Here is a 24,845-nt window from a genome sequence, read left to right as displayed (position 1 = left end):
GGTAGGCCCGGACCGAGTTCGGGCTCTTCGTGACGACGTCTGAGGATATCTTGTGCAGCATCAGGATCCGATCACCAAGTCACCGGAAGGTGGACCAACCCGCCGATCAGCGTGTTGTGGCGCAGACGCAACTCCTCGACACCGACAGCCAGTCGCAGCGAGGGGAAGCGCGCGACGAGTTGGCCGAGCACCACCTGGAGCTGCATCCGGGCCAGCGTGGCGCCGACGCAGTGGTACGCGCCGTGTCCGAACACGAGGCTGTCCGTGGTGTCGCGGGTGACATCGATCCGGCCCGCGTCGCTGAAGGCCGTCTCGTCGTGGTTGGCCGCGATGATGTTCAGCAGCACCAGGTCGCCCGTCCGGACGGTGGTCCCGTCGATCTCGAAATCCGTCAGCGCGTAACGGGGCATCCCACCGTTGTGCGGGTTCGGCATCGACATCCGAAGGGTCTCCTCGACCGCGTCCGGAACGAGACTCGGGTCGTCCACCAGCGCCTGCCACTGTTCGGGGTGGGCCAGCAACAGCGACACACAGGCACCGATCCGGGCCACCGTCGTCTCGTAACCGCCGAACAGCAGCAGGGCCGTCAGTCCGAGGACCTCGTTGTCCCCGATCCCCTCGGTCGCGCAGATCCTGGAGATCACGTCATCGCCCGGATCACGGCGCTTGTCGGCGACGAGCCGCCTGCAGTAGCCGAACAGCTCACCCAGCCCCTGTTTCGACCTGGCCGGGTCCCCGACGTTGGCGGCGTCCTGGGTCCAGCCGCCGAACGTGTCCTTGTCCTCCTGGGGTACGCCCAGCCACTCGCACATCACCTGGATCGGCAGCGACAGGGCCACGGACTGACGCAGGTCCACCGGTGGCTTACGGCCGGCCATGGTGTCCAGGAGCTGCCCGGTCAGTTTCTCGACGTAGGGCCGCAGTGCCAGCATCCGCTCGGGTGCGAAGTGCGGCTCCAGCAGCGCACGCAACCGGGCGTGGTCGGTGGCGAAGTCGCCCAGCAGGCCGGCGAGCAGCGCCGATCCGCTGTCCTTCGCCGCTGCCTGCGGATCGGGGTTCGTGCGGCTGAGCCGGTCGTCGTCGAGCAGCTGCCGCACCCAGGTGTGAGCGGTGACCAGCCATGCCTCGTCGCCCTCGGCGGTGCGCACCCGATGGACCGCGCCCCGGGACTGGAGAGCGCGCAGCCCCGGCGCGAGTTGCAGCACGTTCGTCTGACCGAAAGGGAGTTGGACCGGGGTACTCACTGACGGCCTCCGCCGGAATCGAGGTTCGGACCACCGTGCCGAGGCGCCCGCTCGGTGAGAAAAGCGAGGCCCGGGTGCCGGACTGCGCCGCGCGGAGCGGCCAGGACGGCCGGACCGACGCCGAACACCTTCCGGGCGGCCGGGCGGCCGCGACGCGACTCGTCCGCGTCGATGATGTCGTCGTGGATCAGGGTCGAGTTGTGCAGCGGCTCCCGTGCCGCCGCCTGCCACCGCACGCCCCCAGGCCGCAGGCCGACTCCGTCGGCCGCCGCCGTCGTGAGGGCGGAGCGGCTCAGATTGCCGCCCGGGGCACCGCTGGAGGCGCCGTGTGCGTCGGTGAGGCCGAGGTGGCCGGAGCACATCCGGGCCGGGGTGGGCTCCGGTGCGGAAGCCTGCTGCCGTATGACGGGCCATACCGTGGCCCGCACCGTCTTCGGCGACAGGGAGGCAGGAACCCCGGTCGACGAGGTGTCGAGTGCGCTCATCGAGATTTTCCTCCGGTCGCACGCCTTCCCGATTACTGGTCAGAACCGACGCGCATGGGGCTCGCGAAATGCACCACTGGAAATCACGTGCTGGATATGGCGCTCAACTGAATTCTCCTGAGCGTTCCGACCGCCATCCTGAACGACCCCTCCTCCCGTGTCAACGACGCAGCGTGAGCGTCCTCGACTTTAGGAAAAACCCCAAAGAACACGGCGCAAGGTCTGGATTAGACTGCCCTGCGGAGCGGTGGCCGCCGTGCGGCACCGAGGCCGAATTCGAGTCCGCCCATTAGGCCGGCGCCCGACGGCGGACCGGGAATGAGTGCAGCGAGAGGTACCGGAGGCCACGGCGCATGCTGCCAGGACCCGCCTGTTTGCCCGCGCCGGGGGGACGTCGCCGGTGATCGGGTGCGCGGACATCACACACCGCGACCGATCGTCGCCGGGAATTTTTTCACTGAAGGCTTGAGAGGCGGAATGCCTGTGTCAGTCGATTCTGGGCAATTGCATGAAGGCAGGCCGTTCGATCCGTACGGCGTACACCGCGACGACCCGTATTCATTTCTGGCCGACGTCGTGGAGACGGAGCCGGTGTTCTACGCGCCCCTGCTCGACGCGTGGTGCGTCACCCGGCGCGAGGACATGGTCGCCGTGCTGCGGGACGACCGGAACTTCTCGGCGCGCGACCACAACCCCCGCTCCTCGGTGGAGTTGCCCGAGGACGTGAGTCGGATGCTCCGGACCTGGCGCGGTGCCGGCGCCCTGGCCGTCGGCTCGCTCGACCCCCCCGAGCACGCCAGGATCAGGGACGTGCTCAATGTCGGGTTCACCCCCGCCAGGGTCAGGGCGTTCGAACCCACGGTCCGTGCGATCGCCACGGAACTCGCCGAGCGGACCGCGGAGTCCGCGGGCCCCGCGGAGTTCGACTTCATCACGGAGTTCGCCGTTCCGTACTCCCTGGAGGTGATCTGCCGGCGCCTCGGGATCCCGGACGAGTACGTCGAGCGCTGCCGTACGTGGTCCGAGCAACGCATCGAACTCATGATGCTGCAGGGCTACACCGATCCTGACTGGCTGCGTGAGTACGCACGTGGCCTGATGGAGTTCGGTGCGTTCGCCCGGTCGCTGGTGCAGGAACGGCTCGCCGCACCGCAGGACGACCTGATCAGTGAACTGCTCCATGACGGCAGGGCGGGCAACACGCTCACCGCCGACGACGTCGCCGTCCAGGTCCCCACGCTGATCTTCGCGGGGCACATGACCTGTGCGGAGGCGCTCGGCACGATCGTCTACCAGCAGCTTCGGTCACCCGGCGGCTGGGCCGCGGTGGCCGACGGGAAGATCGCCACCCGGGACCTCGTCGAGGAGGGACTGCGGTTCGACAGTCCTCTGGCGGGCATGTACCGGACCGCGCTCCATGACGTGGTGGTCGGCGACGTCCCCCTGCCCGCGGGGAGCCGACTGCTTCTGTTGTACGGAGCGGCCGGCCGGGACAGCCGTGCCCACGCGTGTCCGGCCGGGTTCAGTCCGGGCAGCGGGTCGTCCGCGCATCTCGCGTTCGGGCACGGCATCCATTTCTGCCTCGGAGCCGGGTTCGCGCGCCTGGAACTGGAGGTCGCGATCCAGGCCGTCGCCGACAGGATGCCGGGGCTGACTCTGGCGCCAGGAGAGCCGCCACGTCACCGGCCGGTGTTTCCGCTTCGGGCGTTGAGCGAGCTGCGGGTCAGGCAGCAGGGACGGCCGTCCGGGCGGCCGTCGGAACGTCTGGGCGACACGCGGACCCCCGCGGAGCTCACCTGAGCCGCTGCTCCGACGGCACCGCCGGCGACCAGCCTGGACGCCACAGCAAGGACGCCGGTCGGACCCGGCGTCGGTGACGGCCCGCCAGTTCGACTGGCGGGCCGTTCCGGCTTGTCGGCCGTCCGTCCGGCGCGGCACCGTCATGGACGTTGCCCCCCCGCGATGCCGGTGTCTCCCGGTCGGCTCCTGTCCCCCGGTCGGTTCCGAGCCCGGCGCCCACGTCGAGCAGGCTGCCGGCCGCGGTCGGCGGCCGGCAGCCTGGAGAGGAGTTCGAGGGCGCCCGGGAGCGTCAGAAGGAGGAACGGGGAACGACGCACACGGTCATGCGCGGACCGCGGTCAGGAAGAGGTAGCCGCTCTCCGGGATGGACCCGAACCTGCGCACGAAGTCGATGAGCGAGTCGGCCTTCGCCGCACCGACCAGATCAGCCAGCTTGTCGCGGACGGTCTCGAAGGCATCGGCCATGAGGCTGAGCGTGCGGATGACGTTGTCGGTGATGTCACGGATCTCCACGTCGACGAAACCGTTGTCGGCCAGCGCCGCCCGGTACTCGTCCACGGTGCCCAGCGATCGCACCGCGTAGTTCTCGCAGATGTGGTCCAGGACCACGCGCCCCTCGGGGCTGACCGGGTCGCGCTGGATGACGTCGGCGACGGCGAGGCGGCCGCCGGGGCGCAGGACGCGAGCGGCTTCGGAGAGCACCTGTCCGCGGTCGGGCATGTGCCACATCGACTCGAACGCCCAGGCCGCGTCGAACGAGCCGGCGGGGAAGGGCAGGTCCATCGCGTCCGCGAACTGGAACGTGGCCCGGTCGGCGAGCCCGGCCTCGGCCGTGAGCTCCGTGGCCTCCGCCACCTGGATGTGGCTGACGGTGATGCCCACCACGTCCACGTCACAGGCGCGGACGAGCCGCCGCGCGGGATGGCCGACGCCGCAGCCGATGTCCAGGACCCGCTGGCCGGGCCGCGCGGCGAGACCCGAGATCATCAGGTCGGTCAGGCGGTCGGTGGCCACCTCGACGGAGCTGTCGTCGGCGTCGTTCTCCCAGTAGCCGTAGTGGATGTTGCGGCCCCACACGGAACCGTAGATCCGACCGAACCCGTCGTACACGGTGCGGACGTCGCTGGGAGCGGGAGACTGCTTGAGCGTCATGGGGAACTCCGTGTCATGGTGAGGAGGGCGGAAGCCGGCGGTGGTCCGGCCGTGCCGGCGGTGGGCGCGCCAGAGTCCCGGTCGACCGCCCGGGGACATCCGGCAGCCCTGTCGAAAAAGGCGGTCGGAAACCCACCGCGCCCGGCTGGGCAACGCCAGCCGAGCGCCTGCTGGTCCACTGACCGGCCCGTGCGAGCCGTCAGGCTCTTCGTTCACTTCAACTCGAAGCGCAGGAAGCCCAGCCGCAGGCCCCCGGCTCCCCATTCGGCGCCGAGCGCCTGGTTCGCCATCAGGGATATCCGCAGTTGCCGGCGCTCGACCGCGGAAAGGCTGCTGTCGGTGTCCAGCACCGCCTTCGTCCAGGCGGTGCTCTCCTCCCAGAACGGCGCGGTCTCCGACGTGGCGTCGACGTCGTCGACCAACGTGAAACCCGCGGCCTGCGCGGCTTCCGCGTAGTCGCGGACGGTGGCCGGTTTCGTGTAGAAGTACTCGGCCCACACATCGGCCCCGTGCGGGCGGGTGAGGAACACTTCCTCGATGCACACGCTCCCACCCGGGCGAATCACGCGCGCCAGCCGCTCGAACCACTGCGGACGGTCGAAGTAACCGCTGCTCTCGATGGCCACGGCCGCGTCGTACGGGCCGTCGTCCAGGGGGAGGTGCATCGCGTCGCAGACCAGTGCCCGGACCCGCCCGTCCACACCGCACTCCCGCGCGAAACCCTCGACGATCGGCGCGTGCTCCGGCGCGTTGGTGACCGCCGTTACATCGGCGCCGTATTCCTGCGCCCAGAAGAGCGACCCCCCGCCGAGGCCGCAGCCGACGTCCAGGATTCGCCCGGACAGCCGGTGTTCAGCACCCCAGATCTTGGCGGCGTACCGCAGCAGGCCCTCCTGATGCAGCCGGATGCTGCGACGAATGGCATCCGGCGTCGCGTCGTCGACGTCCAGGGGTGTTCGGGAGGACGGGTAGTGTCCTACATGGTAGTGAATCCGGGGTCCAGGCCCGTATTTGCGAACAAGCCTGGCCGTTTTGTCGTCGTAGTACTGGCCGACTATTTTCACCTCGTCCTGAGGCTCCGGCACTGTTCGAGGCGAGGTTGCAAGTTCATCCAGATGTGACACGGTCGCTCCTCCAGAGCCCGGATGCCGACGACGTTGGTGAATGGCCTGCTTCGATGTCCCGCTGCGCTCGCCGTGATGTCGGCGAATACACGCGTTTCGAATGCGACGCGGAATGCAGAGCCGCCCTCACGACCCGAATTGTTGAGTCGCCCTCGGAATTAGGTGGCAGCCATCGGACTCCATCCTGGAGGGCGGCCCTGGTCGTGTCAACGACGCGGTGCGAGCGTCTTCGACTTTGGGAAAAACCCCAAAGAACACGGTGCGAGGTCTGGATTAGACTGCTCTGCGGAGCGGTGGCCGCCGGGCGGCACCGAGGCCGAATTCGAGTCCGGCGATTAAGCCGGCCCCCAACGGCGGACAAGTCTTCCCGAGAAGGACCCGGTTTCCGCTGACCGGCGCGTATGCCCTGTTCAGCAACGCGAGCCAGGCGTTCCGACGCGGACGTCACGGCACGGAACGGAGTGGGAATGAGTGGCGGTAAGCAGGTGCTGCTGGCCGAGCCGCGGAGTCTGTGCGCCGGGGTGCGCCGGGCGATAGCCATCATCGACCTCGCGCTGGAACAGCACGGCGCCCCGGTCTACGTCCGCAAGGAGATCGTGCACAACCACTACGTGGTGCGCGAGTTCCAGCGCCGGGGCGTCCGGTTCGTCGACTCCGAGCAGGAGGTGCCGGAGGGCGCGGTGTGTGTCTTCTCCGCCCACGGTGTCTCCCCTCAGGTACGGCAGAACGCGGACGCACGGGGTCTGGACGTGCTCGACGCGACCTGCCCGCTGGTGGCCAAGGTGCACCAGGAGGCCCGCCGGTTCGCCCGCGACGGGCGGACGTTGCTGCTGATCGGACACGCCGACCACGAAGAGGTCGAGGGCACCTACGGGCACGCTCCCGAACAGACGGTCGTCGTCGAGACGGTCGCCGACGCTGAGGCACTGGACCTGCCCCCGGACGCACCGGTCGCCTACCTCACCCAGACCACGCTCTCGGTGGACGAGACGAAGGACGTCATCGCCGTGCTCCAGCGCAGGTTCACCGATCTGCGCGGGCCCGCCACCGACGACATCTGTTACGCCAGCCAGAACCGCCAGGACGGCATCAGGGCCATCGTGGACCGGTGCGACCTGGTGCTGGTGGTCGGTTCGACCAACTCCAGCAACTCGATCCGGATGGTCGAGGTGGCGCGCAGGCTCGGCGGCAGGGCCGAACTGGTGCCGGACGTGACCCACTTCGACCCCGCGTGGCTGGCCGGCGTGAGCACGGTCGGTGTGAGCGCCGGGGCGAGCGCGCCGGAGGTCCTCGTCGACGAGTTGCTCGACCGGCTCGCCGAACTGGGGTACGCGGACACGTCCGTGTCACGGGTGGCGACCGAGGACATCGTGTTCTCCCCACCCACGCGGCTGACCGGAGCGACGGACGCGCCGTGAGTCCCCGCGGGCGTCAGGCGGCGCACGCGGCCGTCGGCCGGTCCGGCCTCACGCCGGGCAGTAGGCCCGAACTGACGGAGAGAGCGGCCGAGGCCGCCTACCGAACCCGGTGAGGAGACCTGTTCGACATGGCGCTGCTGGAAACCGTGCGCGGCCCTGCGCGGCTGCGTGAGCTGACCGCCGGGGAGCTCCGGGACCTCGCCGCGGAGATCCGCGCGTTCCTGATCGAGCGGGTCTCCGCGACCGGGGGGCACCTCGGACCCAACCTGGGTGTGGTCGAGCTGACCATCGCCCTGCACACGGTGTTCGAGTCCCCACGGGACCGGTTGGTGTGGGACACCGGGCACCAGTCCTACGTACACAAGATCCTGACGGGCCGACAGGCGGGATTCGACCGCCTGCGCAAGCCGGGCGGAGTCTCCGGCTACCCGAGCCGGGAGGAGTCCGAGCACGACCTGGTGGAGAACTCGCACGCCTCCACCGCGCTGTCCTACGCGGACGGACTGGCAAGGGCGGACGCCCACCTCGGCCGACGTGACCGGGCGACCGTCGCGATCATCGGCGACGGCGCGATGACCGGCGGCATGGCCTGGGAGGCGCTCAACAACATCGCGGGCGGGCCGAAGAGGCCGCTCGTCATCGTGCTCAACGACAACCAACGCTCCTACGCTCCTACGGTCGGCGGGCTGGCCGAGCACCTGGCCGACCTGCGCGCCGGGCGAGGGCCGGGCGTGTTCGAACAACTCGGGCTCGGCTACCTCGGCCCCGTCGATGGTCACGACCTCCTCGCGGTCCAGGACTCCCTGCGTCGCGCGCTCGCGCTGGGCGGCCCGGTGGTGGTGCATGTGATCACCGCCAAGGGCCGGGGATACCGGCACACCGAGGCGAACGAGCTCGACCTCGGCCACGCCGTCAGACCGATGGACCCGCACACCGGACGGCCGTTGCGGGCGTCGCCCGCGTCGTTCACGTCGGTGTTCGGCGAGACGCTGGCCGAACTGGCCGAGCAGCGCGACGATCTGGTGGCGATCACGGCCGCGATGACCGAGCCGACCGGGCTCCTGCCGGTGCAGCGCAGGTTTCCGGACCGGGTGATCGACGTCGGCATCGCCGAACAGCACGCGGTGACGATGGCCGCCGGTCTGTCCATGGGCGGCGTGCACCCGGTCGTGGCGATCTACTCCACGTTCGTGAACCGTGCGTTCGACCAGCTACTCATGGACGTCGCGCTGCACCGCCGGCCGGTGACGTTCGTCCTGGACCGCTCCGGGGTGACCGGCGACGACGGGCCGAGCCACAACGGCATGTGGGACCTGTCGGTGCTGCAAGTGGTGCCGGGACTGCGGATCGCGGCGCCGCGGGACGGCACCCGGCTGGCCGAGCTGCTGGCCGAGGCGGTGGCGTGGGACGAGGGCCCGACCCTGCTGCGGTTCCCCAAGGGCCCCGCCGGTGCGGACCTCCCCGCCGTCGCCACCTTCAACGGCCTGGACGTGCTGCGTCGTTCCGGCTCGCTGGACGTGCTGATCGTCGCGGTGGGCGCGCTGGCCGGACTCGCGCTCAGCGTCGCCGACAGTGCCCGGGCACGGGGTATCGGGGTGACGGTGGTCGACCCGAGATGGGTCACCCCGGTCAACCCGGCGCTGGCCGACCTGGCCCGCCGTCACCGGCTCGCGATCACGGTCGAGGACAACAGCCGCGCGGGGGGCGTCGGTTCCGCCATCGCTCAGACGCTACGGGACGCCGATGTGCGCACTCCGCTGCGCGAGTTCGGCATCCCGAGGCGGTTCCTGAGCCACGGCTCCAGGGCCGAGGTGCTCGCCGCCTGCGGGCTGACCGCGCAGGACATCACCAGGGTCGTGGTGGAACTGCTGGCCGGGCTCGACGCGGTACCGGCGTCGCCGGGCCTGGACGACTCCGGTACCTGGCCGGTTCACTCCGGGGAGGAAGTGTGACGACCGTCGACCTGGGAATGCCCTCACCGCGCAGGGACGAGGCCGCGCTCTCGGTGGCCACACGCCGGTCCTCCCGCCAGATCATGGTGGGCGCGGTGCCGGTCGGCGGCACCGCGCCGGTGTCGGTGCAGTCGATGACCACCACGTCCACCGCCGATGTCGACGCCACCCTGCAGCAGATCGCCGAGCTGACCGCGGCGGGCTGCGAGATCGTGCGGGTCGCCGTGCCATCGGCGGACGACGCGGCGGCGCTGCCGGCGATCGCCCGCAAGTCCGGCATACCGGTGATCGCCGACATCCACTTCCAGCCGAAGTACGTGTTCGCGGCGATCGACGCCGGCTGCGCCGCGGTGCGGGTCAACCCCGGCAACATCCGTCAGTTCGACGACCAGGTCGGCGCGATCGCCCGCGCGGCCGGGGACGCGGGCGTCCCGATCCGGATCGGGGTGAACGCCGGGTCCCTGGACCAGCGGTTGCTGCGCAAGCACGGCGGCGTCACGCCGGAGGCGCTGGTGGAGTCGGCGTTGTGGGAGTGCTCGTTGTTCGAGGAACACGGCTACACCGACCTGAAGATCTCGGTGAAGCACCACGACCCCGTGGTGATGTTCGAGGCGTACCGCAGGCTCGCGGGCCGGTGCGACTACCCGCTGCACCTCGGCGTGACCGAGGCGGGTCCCCGGTTCCAGGGCACGGTCAAGTCCGCGGTCGCGTTCGGCGCGCTGCTCGCGGAGGGCATCGGCGACACCATCCGTGTCTCGCTCTCCGCACCACCGGTCGAGGAGGTCAAGGTCGGCGCGCAGATCCTGCAGTCGCTCGGGTTGCGGCCGAGGGGACTGGACATCGTGTCCTGTCCGTCCTGCGGCCGGGCCCAGGTCGATGTGCACACCCTCGCCGAGCGGGTCACCGCGGCCCTCGAAGGGTTTCCGGTGCCGTTGCGGGTGGCGGTGATGGGCTGTGTCGTCAACGGGCCCGGCGAGGCGCGCGAGGCCGACATCGGTGTCGCGGCCGGCAATGGCAAGGGCCAGATCTTCGTCAAGGGCGAGGTGATCCGCACGGTTCCGGAGTCACAGATCGTGGAGACCCTCGTGGCCGAGGCCGCGCGCATCGCCGAGGAGATGGGCGTGGATGTCGAGGCCTGAGCGACGGCGGGTTCGCTCCGCCCTCGCGGAGGGCGAAAGGAAGTGGACAGCCGGGAAACATGACTCGACATCTGATTCACCCGTACACGGGCGGACTGCGATGTCGAGCTCCGTCGGGCGTCAATCCGCGATCTCGCCCGCAATGCGCGGGGGCCACGCATCCGTCCGCAGGATCTGGAGGACGAACGCCCTCGACACCAGCGCGACACGATTCGGTGCCTGTAGCTTTTCGGACATGACGCGGACGTGGTAATCGATGGTCTTCGAGCTGAGGTGCAACTCTTTCGAGAGTCTCCCGCTGGAGAAGCCGGCCGCGACACCCTCCAGGACCCTGGCCTGAACCGAGCTCAGTATCCAGCCACCACCTGGCCTGAATGCATCGAAGCCGTTCTGATCACTGTGCATGGCACCCATCCCATTCGGTACTGCCCGGCGGCGCCAGGACCGTAGCCGGGCAAATGCAGAGCGCGAAGTACTGGGACGAGATCCTAGGTAGACGCCTCACTCCTTGTCACTGTCAGACCGTTCCATCCAGCCGGTTTCCGCCCGCCTCGGAATTCTCTCCAAATTTTGCGGAATTCTGGTGTGGTTTGCATTGGCGCATTCCGGGGAACGGCGTCGGTCCGTGTGCTGCGGAACGGGGATCACGGGTTTCCGCTCGTCCGACCCTGGGGAGGAGAGTCCAACGCTTCGGCGATCATCGCCGCCGTCAGTGTCTGCGCCCCCCTGCCGCTGTTCGGGTCCCAGCCGGTGACGCATTCGATCCGCCTGAGGCGGTAGTCCAGCGTGCTGCGGTGGATGAACAGGCTGCGGGCCGTCTTGTTCTTGCTGTAGTCGGAGTCGACGAAGGCGGTCAACGTCTCCCACAGGACCTTGTGTGCACGGAGCGGCCTGATCATCGCGGCCAGGTCGGTCCGCACCTCCTCGTTCAGCGTGACCGCGTACTCGACCAGGACGTCCGAGATCGTGTAGGCACCGCTCGGGCGCAGTCCCGCCACCACCAGCCTCAGTACGTGGCACGCCTCGCCGAGCCCGTCGACGAGGCGCGCCCTGTCCCGCTCCGCGGTCGCGAGCCAGCCCTTGCCGCCCAGGCACCGGGTCAGCCTCGTCACCCACTCTTCGCCGTCGCGCGGACCCGCTGCCGGGACGAAGAGCACCACGTTGCCGTCCCGGTGCGTGAGCAGTGCGTCCTCTCCCGCCGCGGCGCGCAACGCGGCCATCTGTCGACCGGGCTCCGCAAGCCGCACCACGGCGATCAGGTACCGAGGGGTGAGCCCTTCGACGATGTCCGCGGGCAGCGGATGGCCGTCGGCCAGGTCGCCCGCCAGATCACGCGAAACGTCCGCGGTGGCCTTCTGCCGGTATCCGTCGAGGAAGTCGTGCAGCAGGCCACCCCCGGCACGCACGATGGCGGCCAGCCTCGGATCGCCCGCCGCCGCCTGGGACAGCAGCTCCACCAGGTCGTCCGGCCCCTTGCCGGTCCACTCCTGCCCTGCCGCCCGCACCTTCGCTCTGAAGTCCGCGACCGTGTCCTCGTCCGGTGCCGAGTGGATCGCCTCGACCGAAAATAACGACCTGCCTGTCATTTCGACCATGTGACATCTCAACTTTCTAGATGGTGCTTTGCGCCACGAGCCCCCGTCTGACGCGTTCGACGGACACCGCCGAAGCCGGCGGGAGCAGCGTCCTTCATTCGCCCTGGATCAGGTAGCCGGCCGCTTAATTTTCCGGTACCATTCACACGTTGTCCCGGCCGAGCCGCAGGTTATGAAGGCGGCGTTCCTAGTCCATGCGCAGTGCATGGATCAGCCGGGCTTTCGGCCGGGAAGTGCGCATCGATCCGACCATGCCAGGATCGACCGGGGTCATCGGCAGTAACACTGAAGGAAAGTTTCGCGTCGGAGTAGCGTGGGGTTCCGGCATGGAACTCTCCGTCCATGTCTACGAGGGCACGTCGGAGCATGCGGGAAATCGCCCCGACCGCGAAGATCGTAGCATGACCACTTGGACTTTTTTAAGTCATTACTTGCCAGTCACTTTCCCTTATGTCTTATATCCGCTTCTTTTCTGTAGAATTTCCGTGTGCCGTGAACAGCGCCAGGCATATGCTGAAGGTGTGGCTCGACCCGGCCGCGCAGGAGCGATTCCCTCCGCCGCCGGTCCGTCCGACGGCCGTTCGAGCGCAGACGACGGGCGTGTCACCCACTCGCGCGACAGGCGCTTCGGTTCCCGTAGCCGTGGCCCCACCAACCCGGGTGACGACAAGGTGGACCACCTCACCGACTCCAGGCCGACGTGCGCCTGCCCACCGGCGTGGGAGCCTGGCCCGCCATCTGGGTACGGCCCGGCAGCACCGTCGAACTGGGCGTGACCTTCGGCGGCCGCAGTGTCGTCTGGACACTCAACGGCACGCAGGTGTTCGCCGACGGAAGGCGGGCCGGGGCCACCGAGCTGTCCTTCCAGGTCGAGAACCTGGTGGTACGCCGCCCTGCGCCTCCGTCCAACCCGGCAGGCCTCCGGTCCCCGGGTCCGGGAGGGCACTGCCTGACGTAATCACACCTCACTGTTGATCCTTTTTTAGGGTCGTCGGGTTACCTTTCGACGAGTCAAGGATCGATGCCAGTTGAGGGACGCACACGGTGAAGCAGCGCAGGAGCCGGGGCAGGTTGTACCGGTCGGTGACGGGGACGGTCGCAGTCGCCCTGGCGGTCGGCGGTTGCGGTACGGGCGGCGGGAAGGGCCACACCGCCGGCACCCCCCGGCCCGCCGCATCGGACGGCACCACCCGCGCCGCACCCGGCCGTTCCGGCGCCGCGGCCTGGCGCAAGTGGGGCCTGGCACCGCTGCCCGCCGCCCCGCGACCGCCGGTCGACAAACCGGTGAAGCTCTCGGCCACCGGCACCGTTCCGGTCCTCACCCACATAGCGACCGCGCAGAAGGTCGTCTTCATCACCGTCGACGACGGACAGGAGAAGGATCCCGCGTTCGTCCGGATGATGCGGGACCTGCGGGTCCCGATCACGATGTTCCTGATGAACGACGCCGTCAAATCCGACTACGGCTACTTCAAACCACTGCAGGCACTGGGCGACCACATCCAGAACCACACCCTGCACCACCCCGTCATGAGCACCCTCTCCCTGGCCCGCCAGAAGGAAGAGGTGTGCGGTGACCAGAAGATCCTCACCAAGGAGTACGGCACGGCGCCACTGCTCTTCCGTCCCCCCTACGGCGCGTACGACACCGACACCAGGGTCGCGGTGGGTGAGTGCGGGCCCCGTGCGATCGTGTGGTGGCGGGAGTCCATGCAGATCCGCAACATGCAGTACCAGTCAGCGGACAAGAAGCTGCGCCCCGGAGACATCATCCTGGCCCACTTCCGGGGACCGTCCGAACTCAAGGGCACCACGATGACGCACATGTTCGCCAACCTGCTCCGGCGCATCCATGAACAGGGCTTCGCCGTTGCGCGCCTGGAGGACTACATCCAGCCGCCGACCCGATGAGCCCGCGGCGCGGCGGGCCACGTCAGGAGTTGTCGCAGGTCTCGCGGAGGTAGCCGGCGTGGCCGGCGGGGGTGACGTCGAGGTCCCGGCGCACGACGCTGATCCGGTCACCCCACCCCGCACAGGCCTTCCGCATGCCCTTCTCGGTGTACTCGACGACGATGACGTGGTCACCGAACGCGTCGACATAGGACCCGCATTCGTCGTACTGTCCGCACTCCTCCACCACCGCGAAGTCCAGGCCGATCCGCTTGCGGTCCTTGGCGAGTTCGAGGGTGTTCTTCTGGGCGATGGCAAGGTGCCGGGAGTGTGCATGGCGGGCGAGCAGGGTCTGGAACGCCTCGGCGTCGGCCGCGGTCAGCAGTCCGTGCGGGGCGCGGGTGTAACTGTCGTAGTTGTCCGGCTCGACGGCGTCGAATCCCTTGTCGGCGCACTCGTCGATCCAGCCGTCCACCTTCTTCGCGATCCGCGCGCGCTTGCCCGGGGTGCTGATGTCGAGCATCGCCTCGCCCCAGTCCTCGTCCATGACGACCTTCCCGGAGCCGTCCCGCAGCAGGAGGTCGGCGTCCCACTCCTTCTGCGCGTCGGGCTGGGCCTGGAACGCGTTGACGTAGCAGATGTTGTACAGCCCCGCGGCGGGCGACGCCGTGTGGTCGCGGGAGACCACGGAGACACCCTTCGGCGGGGTGTAGGCGCCGCCGAGCTGGTAGTCGACGCCGGCGTGGACGGGCGGTGTGGAGATCTTCGCCGACGCGGCTTTCGGGGGGCTGCCCGCTCCGCTGGTGGTGGTGCCGGAGCAGCCTGCGGTGAGGAGGGCCGCGGCCAGGACGACGGCGACGGCGCCCCGGGGGGCGGCGGTGCGGCGGGGGTCTGCCTGGGTCTTGCGCATGACGGCCTGTCTCTGGACGGGAGAGCATGCCCCGCCTCGGACGCGCCTGGTCCTGGCCACTGGGGCCGGGCCGACGGGGCGAAGACCCGTGTCACCGGCTGGGAATGCCATGGTTCCGCGGACCGCGACGGCGCTGGGCGGTCCGACCCCGTGACGATATCAAGCCGCCGCAACGGGCATCCCCCGCCTCGGGGTTGGGGCGGGGCGGAGGAAGTCCGACGTTGATGGCGCCGCCTGGGTCCCACCCGCGTCGACGGCGAAGTTGATCTCCCCGAAAACGTGATTCGCGGTGGGCCCACCTTTCCCAAGTCTGAGTTGGCCCCACCTGCGGGGCGCACGGGAGCGTTCGGGGGTTGTTCCGGCTTGAGCCGGCCCCACGGGCTGGGCGAGTCTGGGACGCTCGCGGTAGGCGGCCGTGAGGGGGGCGAGGCCAGATGGCGTCTTCGGAGGAAGAGCCTTCCTACCGATTCGGCGGGACTCGTGGCAGCAGAGGCTGTCGGTGCGCGCATCGGCGCGAGAGAACAGGGTTCACCGTCGTCTGGTGCGTGAGGGCTTGTGCAGGGCGGTTCCCGCGCCGCGGCACACTCCGCGGCGGAACTCGCCCCCGCTGAAGCCGTCAAGGAGTCGCTCGACCAGAGGCTGGTCGAGGACGTGGACGCGCCGCCGTAGCTGCGGCACGCGGTCAGCGCCTTCATCGAAGCGTTACGACACACCTTCGGCACCACTCCCTGCCGCTCCCCCGCGCTGACTGGCGCCGCCCCCGCGGATCGGCGCCGGATCCACGCCTGATCAACCACAGCTCAACGCCGTACAGCGGCAAGCCGGATGCCCGGACCAGCGCCCGCACGGTGACGAATCGTGAAGAGCACCAAGCCACCGTCATCGGCTCCCGCGCATCCGGCGGATCCCGCTGGGCCGGTCCCGCTCGTCCGAACCGACGCGGAAGGAACAACCGTGACCACAGCACCGAACCCCGGCGTCCAGAACCAGATGGTCCCGCTCCCCATCGGTACCCAGGTACGGCTGCAGAACGGCAGCGTCAAGACGATCCTGGAGCACCGCTACAGCGGCGCGGCCAACGTACTGCAGTACCTGGTCGACAAGCAGAAAGCGGACTGGCAGTCGGCCAAGTTCTGCACCGTCGTCCAGCCCGAGGTCACCGCGCCGGTCAGCGTGCCGCAGCCTCCGCAGCAGACCCAGCCGCTGCCCGACGGGCGGTTGGTGGCCCCGGCCACCAGGCACGCCATCGCCACCGACGCCGACCACCCGAACCCCGACGACCAGCGGATCCACCGCACGCCCGGCGGACTGCGGGCGGCCCAGCTCGACGGCCGGACTCGCCTCTTCGGCGCCAACCCCGCCAACCACCCGCAGATCCTCAACCTCACGACCGTCACCGACCGCACCTTCACCAGTCAGGCGCGGCTGACCCTCGGCGACTACCAGCACGACGACAACGGCCTGCACGTCAATGTGCTGGTCGAGGGCGTACTCGACCAGGTCGCGGTGCCGCACGACCTGATCGAGGTCGTGCTCACCAAGCCCCTGGTGATCCCGGGCAAGCCGACCGAGGACACCCAGTTGGAGACCATGCTGGTGCTGACCCCGCCGGTCAACGAGAACCGGATCCAGTTCGACGCCTTCTACACCTGGGCGCAGCTGGCCAGGATGCTGGGCCTCCCGACCTCAGAGGTCGACCTGCGCCACACGGTGTGCACGGCCTTCCCGCAGTTGGGCGTCGAGGCCCGCTGGTACGACCGGCTCGCCTCCGGTGCCAACGGCGTGCTCCACACCAGCGGCGGCAACAAGCTCAAGGACGGCTCGGGACAGATCACCATGCGGCCGATCACCCAGGATGACCGCAAGCGCTCGGAGGTGGTCCGCAACACCGACTGGAACCTGAGCGAGGTCCTGCGCGCCTCGCGCCCCGTCTACGTGGCCTACCAGGACCTGCTGCAGCCGGGCAAGGAGATGGCCACCACCCTGGAGGCCGAGTCCGAGTTCCTGGTCGACTCGGCCCAGTACCAGCAGGTGTTGGGCAGGCTGTCCGAGCTGCTGAGCACCCCCAGCCTGTGGTCCGAGCTCGGTATCACCGACCTGAAGTGCGACGACCTCGACATTGAAAGCGGGAAGGTGAAGCCGCGGGTCTCGAAGGACTCCTACTTCGACACGCCAGGGCTCCCGCTGCTCACCCGCGGAGTGGTGCTGCGCCGGCGCGAGGTGAAGAAGGACGCGGCAGGGGTCTACCTGTTCGCGGTCAAGGGCCGGATGGTGTCGCTCGACGGGAACGGGAAGGAACGGATCAGGCTGGCGTCCCAGGTGCACCTGATCGACCCCCCACAGCAGTCCCGGTTGGAGCACTTCCTGGCGGACAACTCGGTCGACAACGCGTTCGCCCGGGTACTGAACGACGCCCTGCCCGGTTTTGACCCTTCGGGCGTGGCGATCCAGTTGGTCGTCAACTCGAAGCGGGTGAAGTACACCTTCACCCTGGCGAACAGTACGACGGTCGAGTTCAGCGCGGACGAGGCGACCGCCGCCTTCAACGGGAACTCCGCGATGCTGCACTGCATCGAGTTCGGCGTCGGGCACCCGGGCCTGTTCATCGGCCAGGGGTCCGGGGCGCAGGGCTCCGGGGCTCAGGCGTCCGCCGCCCCGGTGCAGCAGCAGCCCGCGGGCGGCACGCCGCTGATCATGCGGCCCTACCACGTGCCGGCCGACCTGGACAATCCGGCGCTGTTCGAGAAGCGGGACTACCGCCAGTATCAGGCGCTGCGGGAGAGCCTCCTGGCCTACCTGTTCGGAACCCCCGAGCCGAAGCTCGAACTGGCCGGCAACAAGGCGCAGCGGCTGGCCCACATCCTGGGTATGACCAAGGAGAAGTAGCGCGGCCTGTCGACTGCAGCGCTCTCAGCCGACGGCGCCTCAGCCCGTCCGTCAGTCGACGTCACCCACGGGCAGGGCGGTGGACTTCGAGTACGACCGCAGTGCCGGCGACGGATCGGTCTTCGTGCATGGTGAACAGCTGGCCGGGGTGAACGTGCTTCCACTGCGAGGGGGTGAAGGGCACGAGGCGAACCGTGGCTCGGCCGCCAGGCTACAAGCCGGAGCAGGTCAGCCGCTTCGGCGAGCTTTTCCCAGAATGCGAGGGGAAGAGGATGGCCGTCCCCGAGAAGTCCCAGATGTCCCGCACCGTGAGGTCGTTCTCGCTGGCGGTCTCTTCCGGAACCAGCAGCGAAGCCGATTCGAGCAGCTCGGGGACGTCCATGCTCTCATTGTCCGCCAGGTTGCGTCGTCGTCGGGCTGCGTTGTCGTGGTCTCGCTCGGGTGGCGGTGGCCGACACCTTGTCTCACGGTCCGGTGGAGGCGCCGCCGCCCGCATTCGGCTCCCCATGGGGGCAGCGAGTCCGTCGGTGTGCACTCGGCGGGCCGTGACGGGCCCCTACGATGATCCGATGCGCCAGTCCGCCGCAGATCCGTACTGGAACACCAACGTCGCCCGGCACCCGGGCATCCTCCGGGCTGTTCCCGAGGGGTGCGGTGATGCCCTGGACGTCGGCTGCGGGGACGGGCTGCTGGCTCGGAAGCTTGCCGGACAGGCGAAACACGTCACCGGGATCGACAAGTCGCCGGACATGATCGCCTGCGCACGCGAGTTCGCTGCCGGTGATCCGCAACTCACCTTCGTCGAAGGCGATTTCCTCACCGCGAAACTCCCCCGTGCGGAATACGACTTCGTCTGCTCGGTGACCACGATCCACCACATGGACTTCGAGGCAGCCTTCGTCCGGATGCGTGATCTGCTGCGGCCTGGTGGCACGCTGGTCGTCGTGGGACTGGCCCGCGAGGTGAGCGGGACGGAGTGGGCGGCATTGATCGCGGCTGCTCCGGTCGTGCGCACCGCGAAGGTGCTGCGTCGCGCGAGTGCTCCGCAGGGCATGCCGGTCGCCGACCCGCAGATGAGCTACGGGCAGGTGCGGGCTGCTGCCCAGCGCCTGCTGCCCGGCGTGCGCTACCGCCGGCATGTACTGCGCCGGTACTCGCTGACCTGGGAGAAGCCGGCCCGCTGATCCGGCATCGATGGCGGTTTCCACCATCTGGGGCGGTTGGAGCGTGCTCGGTCGACGCAGGCGGGGGCCGGCTGGCGTATCAGGTGTCGGGGCCGCCGGATGCCATGCCGCTCGTCCTGTTGCACGCGCTGGGCAAGGACGCCACCGACTGGGAGACAGTGGTGCCCGTCCTGGCCCGTGACCGACGTGTGTATGCCGTTGACCAGCGCGGTCACGGAAGAAGCGAGTGGCCTGGACACTACTCCCTCGAACTCGTGCAGGCCGATGTGCTCGGGTTCCTGGGCGCACTGGAACTCGGCCGAGTGGAGCGGGTGCGCCGGCTCGTCCTGGAGGACGTTCCGGTACCGCGCCCCCGGGAGCCGACCACCCCGGTCAGGCCGGACGGCGACCTGACCTTCGACTGGAGATGGTGCCGGCCATCAGACGGCAGATCGACAGGCCCGATCCCAGGTGGCTGGAGCGGCTCGGCCGGATCACCGCCGAGACCCTGGTCCTGGCACCACGCGGCGCCGGAGGCGTTCACAGAGGTGGTTTCGGCGTTTCTGCCAGCGGAGGAAGGACCCCGTCCTGACCGTCGGCCATGAGCGCGTGGCCGCGGCCCGTGACGTGGAGCCGCGGCCGAAGGTACGGGTGCGGGGCCGTACGACTGCCGAGGCCCATGCGCCCTGACCGGCGGGAGAACTGTGTGGCCCGGGGGCCACTCAGCCTGCCGTCAGCGCCGCCAGGGCTCGGTCCATCGCGGCGTTGAACTCTTCCGGCGTCAGTGGCAGTCGGGACTTGACGTCCCGGCTCCACTGGTCGGCGAGGACCTCGGCGGAACCCGCCTCGACACCGTCGAGGGCCGCGTCAGCCAGGTCCGACGGCGCGATCTTGTCCACGGGCCAGCCTGCGGCCATGTCGGTGTCGGCCAGCCCGAGGTGCACCGCTGTCACGAGCGTGCGCTGCTCGGCGAGCTCCAGGCGGACGCCGTTGGTCATGGCCCAGGCGGCGGCCTTGGTCAGGTGGTAGGCATTGGCGCCCTTGCCCCCGAACCACGACATGGCGGAGAGGACGTTGACGATCGCGCCCCCGCCGTTCCTGGCGAGCGCCGGCGCGAACTCCCTTATCATTGCCAGGTGGCCGAACACGTTGGTCTCCAACTCGTGCCGCACCGCGTCCAGCGAGCCGGTCACCAGGTCGGTCCCCGTCTGGATCCCCGCGTTGTTGACGAGCAGCGAGACGTCCGGGGCGGCCTCGGCGGCGGCCCTCACGGATGCGGGATCGGCGATGTCGAGGGGTAGCACCTCGACCGAGGGCAGGTCCACGGTCTCCGGTCGGCGGGCCGTCGCGTAGACCTTGCGGGCGCCCCGTTCGACCAGGCGCTGGGCGAAGGCGCGGCCCAGGCCGCGGTTGGCTCCGGTGACAAGGGCGACTGAGTTGTTGATGTCCATGTCCGGTACGCTAAAACCTGACGTTGACGTCAGAGGCAAGTGCTGGTCGTCAGGACCGGGGTGAGAGGAATCACCATGACCGTCACGGAGCCCTCGTCCGAGCGGCTGGTCCGCATCGGCGAGGTGGCGCGGGGCGCCGGCGTCTCGGTACGCGCCGTGCGCTACTACGAGCAGCAGGGGCTGCTCACCGCGGAGCGCAGCCCGTCCGGCCAGCGCCTCTACCGGCAGGACGCCGTCACCCTGGTGCGTTTCTTCCAGCAGATGTTCGCCGCCGGCCTGACCAGCCGCAGGATCACTGAACTCCTTCCGTGCTGGGATTCCGGGCACACCGACGCCGAGCAACGAGCCATGCTGCGCGCCGAGCGCGACCGCATCCAGGCCAAGATCGACGACCTTCAGGCCGCCTTGGACCGCCTCGACGAGGTCATCGCGATCACGGACACGCACCCGTAGGCGCGGTCGGTTCGGACGGCGCACCAGCGATCTACGGCTGGAGCACCAGGAACTCCATCTGGTGTCGGCGGCCAGGAGTCCCAACGCCCGCTGGGTCACCTGGCGCGCCGATCGCCCCGCCGGCGCCTGGCGGCTCGCGCCCTCCGCGGCGGACCGCCGCCACCGGTTGCCTGTGTCAGGCCTCGTGCGTCTGCCGCCCTTCCAGTTCCCGCCGTGCGGCGACCGCCCTTGCCAGCACCATGGCTCGGTAGGGATTCCGGGCGTCCAGAGCCGACGCCACCGCAACCGCCTCGTCCAACAGCGCCAGTCGCTGCTCGGGCAGCTCCCGCACCAGTGACGACGTGCTGGCCTCCACCAGGACATAGGCCAGCTTCGACCCGTACACCTCCGGCTCGACCTGGGCCAACAGGCGGTAGATCCGCAGCCCCTCGGTACCGCGCACCACCCGCCGGTTGGCACCCAGCAGCTCGACCCTCGCCCGCAGGGCCATCTCCTGATCCATCGCTTCCCCCTCCGTTACCCCACCTGCACCCGTCCCACGACGGAACAGCACGACGAACGCGCCGGGACCCGAGAACGGGTGCCGACACGAAGGTCGCTGAGTGGATGACGACGAGTCTGCGGGCAAGCCCACACCCCGGACAAGCCTGAACGAGGGTGCGCTCCGTCCTACCGCAAACCACGTCCGAGCAGGCATGATGGACCTGACACTCACTCAAACCCTGGGCAGTCAGCGGCAGAGCGCCGAGTCTGCCGAACGGCGAGCTCCCGTTCTCCGGGGAACGCCGTCAGTCAGCGGTGCGCAGCAAGCAGAAACCACGGACGGGGCCACACTGCGCTCCCCCGAGCGGTCCGGCATGCGGCAGCGGACCGGCTGGGCGGCCTGCCGGTCCGAGAGGCCGAGCAGAGCCAGGGCACGGGGACGGGGGCCAGTTGAGCAATGACGGACCTGGACGCCCGTGGCGGGGACACCAGTCGCTGAAGTCGCCGTCAGGTTGGGCGAATGCGCGCCCTGGATCCCTCGGACGGCAACCGAAGGATCCAGGACGCGCCGCGGAGGTCTGCGACCGGCTGCCGGGGCAGACAGCCTGAGCTGCCCGGCCCCGCGAGATCACGGCTTCTGTGCCACCGCTCCCAGTTGCGGCACGACCGTGGGCGCTGTGCCGGGCGCCGGCCGCCACAGCGAGCAGGACACGAGTCCGGGTTCCAGGAGCGTGAGCCCGTCGAAGTACTGGGCGACGTCCTCGCTGCTGCGGGCGGTGACCGGCGGTTTGGCGTTGGCGTTCCAGAAGTCCATCGCCTCGAGTTGGAGGTCGCCGCCGAGGTCGGGCTCCGTGGTGGGGTGGGTCAGTACGAGGAAGCTGCCCGGGGGCAGCGCCTCCACGAGCCGACGTGCGATGGCCCGCGCCTCGTCGTCGTCGAGGACGAAGTTGAGGATGCCGAGCAGCATGAGTGCGATGGGCTTGGAGAAGTCGAGTGTCTGCCCGGCGATGCGCAGAATGGTGTCCGGGTCGTGCACATCGGCGTCGATGTAGTCGGTAGCGCCCTCCGGGGCACTGGCCAGCAGTGCGCGGGCGTGTGCGAGGACGATGGGGTCGTTGTCGACGTACACGATCCGCGACTCGGGGGCGATCCGCTGGGCTATCTCGTGGGTGTTCTCCAATGCCGGCAAGCCGGTGCCGACGTCGAGGAACTGGCGGATGCCGTGCTCCCGTGCCAGACAGCGCACCGCGCGGCCAAGGAACTCCCGGTCGGCACGCGCGATGTCACGGATGACGGGGATCATTCCGGCAACGTGATCGCCCACCTGCTGGTCGACCTCGTAGTTGTCCTTGCCGCCCTGCCAGTAGTTCCACACGCGTGCGTTGTGCGCCGTCCCTGTGTCGAGTCGCTGCACTGCGGCGTCGGCGCTCTGGTTCTCGCTCACGTCTTCCTCTCCTCGCACGCCCAACAACCGCATGAAGTCGAGCACTTGCGGTCAAGGCTGCGCTACGGCACATCAGTAAGCGCCATTTTGCCGCACAGTGACGTTGTCGCGTCCCGGAACGGGCTCGAAGCGCGTCGGGCCGCCGCCATAGAGTTCTGGCTGTGACAGTTCACCGCATGCCCGGGGCGGAGGTCGCGGTCTCCGCCGAGCTGGTGCGTCGTCTCGTCGACGAGCAGCACCCCGACCTGGCTGGGCTGCCCGACGGCGTGGTGGAAGGCGCTGGGGCTGAGCCTTTCCGCAGGCCGGTACCGGCACGGAAGCGACCGCCTCTTTGCATCGGCATCGGCATCGGCATCGGCATGTGGCACGGCACGAGCTCGTCGGCCGTGACCTTGGCGGCGGGCGGAAGTGCCGCTGCCGCGGACGACGGCACGATGGCGGCCGCCTTGCGGGGAGGCAGCACGTGCACCTGGAGTAGCTGCCCGGCGGACACATCAGGCGGTGAGCAGCATGCCCATACGGGTGGCGGCGCCCCAGGGATCGGTGCAAACCCGCGGAGCGCCGGGTTCGGGCGGGGTAGAGATGGGACGGCAAGTCGGCTGCCGTCCCGCTGAGACCGGACCGGCACCGAAGACCGAGCGACCACCCGCGCCGGCGCCCCCGGTGCCGAAGGAGGCAGCCCATGATCGACGTCGTCCTCGGAGTTGACGTCGGTACCTCCAGCACCAAGGGCGTCGTGGTCGACACCGACGGCCGCATCCTGGGTGCGGCGACCCGCCCGCATCTGGTCGACCGCCCCCGCCCCGGCCACGTCGAGATGGACGCACACGTGTGGTGGGACGAGTTCGTCTCGATCACGGCCGAACTGCTCGACCGGGGCGACATCGCCGTCCAGGCCGTGGGAGTCAGCGGCATGGGCCCGTGCACCCTTCTGGTCGACGAGACGGGAGAGCCGGTGCGTCCGGCGGTGCTGTACGGCGTGGACACCCGCGCCGGGGCCCAGATCGCCCGCCTCAACCGGGAACTGGGCGCGGACACCGTCTTCCGCAGGTGCGGATCAGCGCTGTCGTCCCAGGCCGTCGGACCGAAACTCGCCTGGATCCGGGACCACGAACCCGAGGCATGGACACGCGCGCGCCGTCTCCTCATGCCCGCGTCCTGGCTCGTCCACCGGCTCACCGGCGGCTACGTACTGGACCTGCACTCCGCCAGCCAGTGCACTCCGCTCTTCGACATCCACGAGCGACGCTGGATCCCCGAGTGGGCCCACCACATCGCCCCTGGCATCGAACTTCCCCCGCTGCGCTGGCCCGGTCAGGAAGCCGGCCGGGTGAACACACCCGTCGGCGGCATCCCGGCCGGTACACCGGTCATCACGGGCACCATCGACGCCTGGAGCGAAGCCGTCAGCGTCGGCGGTCACGGCACCGGCGACCTGATGCTCATGTACGGCACCACCATGTTCCTGGTGCACACCGTCGACCGGCTCGTGACCAGCCCCTCGATGTGGGCCACCCTGGGCGCCATGCCCGGCACCCGCTGCCTGGCCGGCGGCCTGGCCACCTCCGGAGCCGTCACCGACTGGCTGGGGCACCTCTTCGGCGACATCACGACCGGCACGCTCTTCGAGGAAGCAGCCGCCTCGCCCCCGGGCGCGAACGGCCTGGTGATGCTCCCCTACTTCGCCGGAGAGCGCACCCCTCTCATGGACCCCGACGCCCGTGGCGTGATCGCCGGCCTCACCCTGCGGCACACCCGGGGCGACCTGATGCGCGCGGCGCTGGAAGCCACCGCGCACGGCGTCCGGCACAACATCGAGACCATGCTCACGGCCGGCGCCGACATCCGTCGGATCGTCGCAGCCGGCGGCGGCACCCGAGGCAGCCTGTGGCCCCAGATCGTCAGCGACGTCACCGGCCTCGAACAGACCGTTCCCCGCACCACCATCGGGGCCAGTTACGGCGCCGCCTACCTCGCCGCCGCACTGATCGGCCAGGCGGACATCACCGTCTGGAACCCGCCGGAAACAGTCATCCGACCCGATCCCGCCACGACCACCGTCCACGACCGCCGCCACAGCCAGTACCTGGACCTGTACACAGACACCGCCGCCATCATCCACGCGCTCGCCCACGATCAGAACAGCCACCCCGCCGCCGACACTTCGTGACGAATCCCCCGGGCTCCACCGCGACAAGGCACCGCGCGCTCCGGCCCGCCGCAGACCGGTCACGCGCAGGCGCGGCGTGCGACCCC

22 protein-coding genes are annotated in these 24,845 nt (G+C 69.5%); 11 read left to right on the top strand and 11 right to left on the bottom strand.

What is annotated here, in order from left to right; all coding sequences use genetic code 11:
- Positions 1-71: 71 nt before the first annotated feature.
- Both AB0M11_RS22925 and AB0M11_RS22920 read right to left on the bottom strand, forming a co-directional pair.
- The gene (locus AB0M11_RS22925; protein ID WP_365708295.1) at positions 72-1,244 is read right to left on the bottom strand and encodes a cytochrome P450; all 1,173 of its coding nucleotides are present in this window, start codon (positions 1,242-1,244) and stop codon (positions 72-74) included.
- A complete protein-coding gene (locus AB0M11_RS22920) occupies positions 1,241-1,729 on the bottom strand; it encodes a polyprenyl synthetase family protein (protein ID WP_365708292.1) in 489 nt (162 codons plus the stop codon). The genes AB0M11_RS22925 and AB0M11_RS22920 overlap by 4 nt, the downstream gene beginning before the upstream one ends.
- A gap of 504 nt (positions 1,730-2,233) precedes the next feature.
- Here AB0M11_RS22920 and AB0M11_RS22915 point away from each other — a divergent pair.
- Positions 2,234-3,529 carry a cytochrome P450 gene (locus tag AB0M11_RS22915; protein ID WP_365708290.1) on the top strand — a complete coding sequence of 432 codons (1,296 nt, stop codon included), beginning with the start codon at positions 2,234-2,236 and terminating at the stop codon, positions 3,527-3,529.
- A 321-nt stretch (positions 3,530-3,850) separates the two neighbouring features.
- On the opposite strand, the gene AB0M11_RS22910 is transcribed toward AB0M11_RS22915, so the two are convergent.
- Together AB0M11_RS22910 and AB0M11_RS22905 are read right to left on the bottom strand one after the other, a co-directional pair.
- Positions 3,851-4,681, bottom strand: a complete 831-nt coding sequence (locus AB0M11_RS22910; RefSeq protein WP_365708288.1) for a methyltransferase domain-containing protein — start codon at positions 4,679-4,681, stop codon at positions 3,851-3,853.
- A gap of 212 nt (positions 4,682-4,893) precedes the next feature.
- Positions 4,894-5,805: a methyltransferase domain-containing protein gene (locus AB0M11_RS22905; protein ID WP_365708286.1), complete on the bottom strand. Its 912-nt coding sequence runs from the start codon at positions 5,803-5,805 to the stop codon at positions 4,894-4,896.
- Positions 5,806-6,272: 467 nt separating this feature from the next.
- Here AB0M11_RS22905 and ispH point away from each other — a divergent pair, with 467 nt between their 5' ends.
- The 3 genes from ispH (at position 6,273) to ispG (ending at position 10,314) form a co-directional block, all read left to right on the top strand.
- Entirely contained in the window at positions 6,273-7,223 is a 951-nt protein-coding gene (gene ispH / locus AB0M11_RS22900; protein WP_365708284.1) for a 4-hydroxy-3-methylbut-2-enyl diphosphate reductase, read from the top strand.
- Between the two features lie 128 nt (positions 7,224-7,351).
- The gene (locus AB0M11_RS22895) at positions 7,352-9,175 is read left to right on the top strand and encodes a 1-deoxy-D-xylulose-5-phosphate synthase (protein WP_365708282.1); all 1,824 of its coding nucleotides are present in this window, start codon (positions 7,352-7,354) and stop codon (positions 9,173-9,175) included.
- A 17-nt stretch (positions 9,176-9,192) separates the two neighbouring features.
- On the top strand, positions 9,193-10,314 hold the full coding sequence (gene ispG / locus AB0M11_RS22890; RefSeq protein ID WP_365708323.1) for a flavodoxin-dependent (E)-4-hydroxy-3-methylbut-2-enyl-diphosphate synthase: 1,122 nt from the start codon (positions 9,193-9,195) through the stop codon (positions 10,312-10,314).
- 120 nt (positions 10,315-10,434) lie between these two features.
- On the opposite strand, the gene AB0M11_RS22885 is transcribed toward ispG, so the two are convergent.
- Together AB0M11_RS22885 and AB0M11_RS22880 are read right to left on the bottom strand one after the other, a co-directional pair.
- Positions 10,435-10,719 (bottom strand): LuxR C-terminal-related transcriptional regulator, encoded by a 285-nt coding sequence (locus AB0M11_RS22885; protein WP_365708279.1) that lies wholly within the window; start codon positions 10,717-10,719, stop codon positions 10,435-10,437.
- A 239-nt stretch (positions 10,720-10,958) separates the two neighbouring features.
- Positions 10,959-11,900 carry a helix-turn-helix domain-containing protein gene (locus tag AB0M11_RS22880; protein WP_365708277.1) on the bottom strand — a complete coding sequence of 314 codons (942 nt, stop codon included), beginning with the start codon at positions 11,898-11,900 and terminating at the stop codon, positions 10,959-10,961.
- A 709-nt stretch (positions 11,901-12,609) separates the two neighbouring features.
- Here AB0M11_RS22880 and AB0M11_RS22875 point away from each other — a divergent pair.
- Together AB0M11_RS22875 and AB0M11_RS22870 are read left to right on the top strand one after the other, a co-directional pair.
- The gene (locus AB0M11_RS22875) at positions 12,610-12,867 is read left to right on the top strand and encodes a hypothetical protein (RefSeq protein ID WP_365708275.1); all 258 of its coding nucleotides are present in this window, start codon (positions 12,610-12,612) and stop codon (positions 12,865-12,867) included.
- A gap of 86 nt (positions 12,868-12,953) precedes the next feature.
- Positions 12,954-13,820, top strand: a complete 867-nt coding sequence (locus tag AB0M11_RS22870) for a polysaccharide deacetylase family protein (protein WP_365708273.1) — start codon at positions 12,954-12,956, stop codon at positions 13,818-13,820.
- Between the two features lie 22 nt (positions 13,821-13,842).
- Here AB0M11_RS22870 and AB0M11_RS22865 read toward each other — a convergent pair whose 3' ends face one another.
- Positions 13,843-14,709: an endo alpha-1,4 polygalactosaminidase gene (locus AB0M11_RS22865; RefSeq protein WP_365708271.1), complete on the bottom strand. Its 867-nt coding sequence runs from the start codon at positions 14,707-14,709 to the stop codon at positions 13,843-13,845.
- A gap of 954 nt (positions 14,710-15,663) precedes the next feature.
- Here AB0M11_RS22865 and AB0M11_RS22860 point away from each other — a divergent pair.
- Positions 15,664-17,595, top strand: coding sequence for a hypothetical protein (locus tag AB0M11_RS22860; RefSeq protein ID WP_365708269.1), 1,932 nt, complete (start codon positions 15,664-15,666; stop codon positions 17,593-17,595).
- Positions 17,596-17,806: 211 nt separating this feature from the next.
- On the opposite strand, the gene AB0M11_RS22855 is transcribed toward AB0M11_RS22860, so the two are convergent.
- A complete protein-coding gene (locus AB0M11_RS22855; protein ID WP_365708267.1) occupies positions 17,807-17,977 on the bottom strand; it encodes a hypothetical protein in 171 nt (56 codons plus the stop codon).
- A 187-nt stretch (positions 17,978-18,164) separates the two neighbouring features.
- Between AB0M11_RS22855 and AB0M11_RS22850 the strand changes: the two genes are divergently transcribed.
- Together AB0M11_RS22850 and AB0M11_RS22845 are read left to right on the top strand one after the other, a co-directional pair.
- Positions 18,165-18,779 (top strand): class I SAM-dependent methyltransferase, encoded by a 615-nt coding sequence (locus AB0M11_RS22850; protein WP_365708265.1) that lies wholly within the window; start codon positions 18,165-18,167, stop codon positions 18,777-18,779.
- Between the two features lie 104 nt (positions 18,780-18,883).
- The gene (locus AB0M11_RS22845) at positions 18,884-19,363 is read left to right on the top strand and encodes an alpha/beta fold hydrolase (RefSeq protein ID WP_365708263.1); all 480 of its coding nucleotides are present in this window, start codon (positions 18,884-18,886) and stop codon (positions 19,361-19,363) included.
- Positions 19,364-19,480: 117 nt separating this feature from the next.
- On the opposite strand, the gene AB0M11_RS22840 is transcribed toward AB0M11_RS22845, so the two are convergent.
- Positions 19,481-20,209, bottom strand: a complete 729-nt coding sequence (locus AB0M11_RS22840; protein ID WP_365708261.1) for an SDR family oxidoreductase — start codon at positions 20,207-20,209, stop codon at positions 19,481-19,483.
- Between the two features lie 75 nt (positions 20,210-20,284).
- On the opposite strand from AB0M11_RS22840, the gene AB0M11_RS22835 reads away from it, so the two are divergent.
- Positions 20,285-20,662, top strand: coding sequence for a MerR family transcriptional regulator (locus tag AB0M11_RS22835; RefSeq protein ID WP_365708259.1), 378 nt, complete (start codon positions 20,285-20,287; stop codon positions 20,660-20,662).
- Between the two features lie 175 nt (positions 20,663-20,837).
- Here the strand turns inward: AB0M11_RS22835 and AB0M11_RS22830 are convergent, their stop codons facing one another.
- Together AB0M11_RS22830 and AB0M11_RS22825 are read right to left on the bottom strand one after the other, a co-directional pair.
- Positions 20,838-21,164, bottom strand: coding sequence for a hypothetical protein (locus AB0M11_RS22830; RefSeq protein WP_365708257.1), 327 nt, complete (start codon positions 21,162-21,164; stop codon positions 20,838-20,840).
- Positions 21,165-21,773: 609 nt separating this feature from the next.
- Complete coding sequence (locus AB0M11_RS22825; protein ID WP_365708255.1) at positions 21,774-22,589, bottom strand: SAM-dependent methyltransferase; 816 nt, start codon at positions 22,587-22,589, stop codon at positions 21,774-21,776.
- A 682-nt stretch (positions 22,590-23,271) separates the two neighbouring features.
- Here AB0M11_RS22825 and AB0M11_RS22820 point away from each other — a divergent pair.
- Entirely contained in the window at positions 23,272-24,759 is a 1,488-nt protein-coding gene (locus AB0M11_RS22820; protein WP_365708253.1) for an FGGY family carbohydrate kinase, read from the top strand.
- The last annotated feature ends 86 nt before the right edge of the window (positions 24,760-24,845 follow it).

Source organism: Streptomyces sp. NPDC051987 (assembly GCF_040680735.1).
GTDB lineage: Bacteria > Actinomycetota > Actinomycetes > Streptomycetales > Streptomycetaceae > Streptomyces.
This window is presented reverse-complemented; position numbering and strand designations above follow the sequence as displayed.

What these genes read in the sequence shown, in the direction of transcription:
- AB0M11_RS22920 (WP_365708292.1), bottom strand. Translation starts at nt 1,729, where the DNA reads ATGAGCGCACTCGACACCTCGTCGACCGGGGTTCCTGCCTCCCTGTCG.
- AB0M11_RS22910 (WP_365708288.1), bottom strand. Translation starts at nt 4,681, where the DNA reads ATGACGCTCAAGCAGTCTCCCGCTCCCAGCGACGTCCGCACCGTGTAC.
- ispH (WP_365708284.1), top strand. Translation starts at nt 6,273, where the DNA reads ATGAGTGGCGGTAAGCAGGTGCTGCTGGCCGAGCCGCGGAGTCTGTGC.
- AB0M11_RS22895 (WP_365708282.1), top strand. Translation starts at nt 7,352, where the DNA reads ATGGCGCTGCTGGAAACCGTGCGCGGCCCTGCGCGGCTGCGTGAGCTG.
- ispG (WP_365708323.1), top strand. Translation starts at nt 9,193, where the DNA reads ATGCCCTCACCGCGCAGGGACGAGGCCGCGCTCTCGGTGGCCACACGC.
- AB0M11_RS22885 (WP_365708279.1), bottom strand. Translation starts at nt 10,719, where the DNA reads ATGCACAGTGATCAGAACGGCTTCGATGCATTCAGGCCAGGTGGTGGC.
- AB0M11_RS22880 (WP_365708277.1), bottom strand. Translation starts at nt 11,900, where the DNA reads ATGACAGGCAGGTCGTTATTTTCGGTCGAGGCGATCCACTCGGCACCG.
- AB0M11_RS22865 (WP_365708271.1), bottom strand. Translation starts at nt 14,709, where the DNA reads ATGCGCAAGACCCAGGCAGACCCCCGCCGCACCGCCGCCCCCCGGGGC.
- AB0M11_RS22855 (WP_365708267.1), bottom strand. Translation starts at nt 17,977, where the DNA reads ATGGACGTCCCCGAGCTGCTCGAATCGGCTTCGCTGCTGGTTCCGGAA.
- AB0M11_RS22850 (WP_365708265.1), top strand. Translation starts at nt 18,165, where the DNA reads ATGCGCCAGTCCGCCGCAGATCCGTACTGGAACACCAACGTCGCCCGG.
- AB0M11_RS22845 (WP_365708263.1), top strand. Translation starts at nt 18,884, where the DNA reads ATGCCGCTCGTCCTGTTGCACGCGCTGGGCAAGGACGCCACCGACTGG.
- AB0M11_RS22840 (WP_365708261.1), bottom strand. Translation starts at nt 20,209, where the DNA reads ATGGACATCAACAACTCAGTCGCCCTTGTCACCGGAGCCAACCGCGGC.
- AB0M11_RS22835 (WP_365708259.1), top strand. Translation starts at nt 20,285, where the DNA reads ATGACCGTCACGGAGCCCTCGTCCGAGCGGCTGGTCCGCATCGGCGAG.
- AB0M11_RS22830 (WP_365708257.1), bottom strand. Translation starts at nt 21,164, where the DNA reads ATGGATCAGGAGATGGCCCTGCGGGCGAGGGTCGAGCTGCTGGGTGCC.
- AB0M11_RS22820 (WP_365708253.1), top strand. Translation starts at nt 23,272, where the DNA reads ATGATCGACGTCGTCCTCGGAGTTGACGTCGGTACCTCCAGCACCAAG.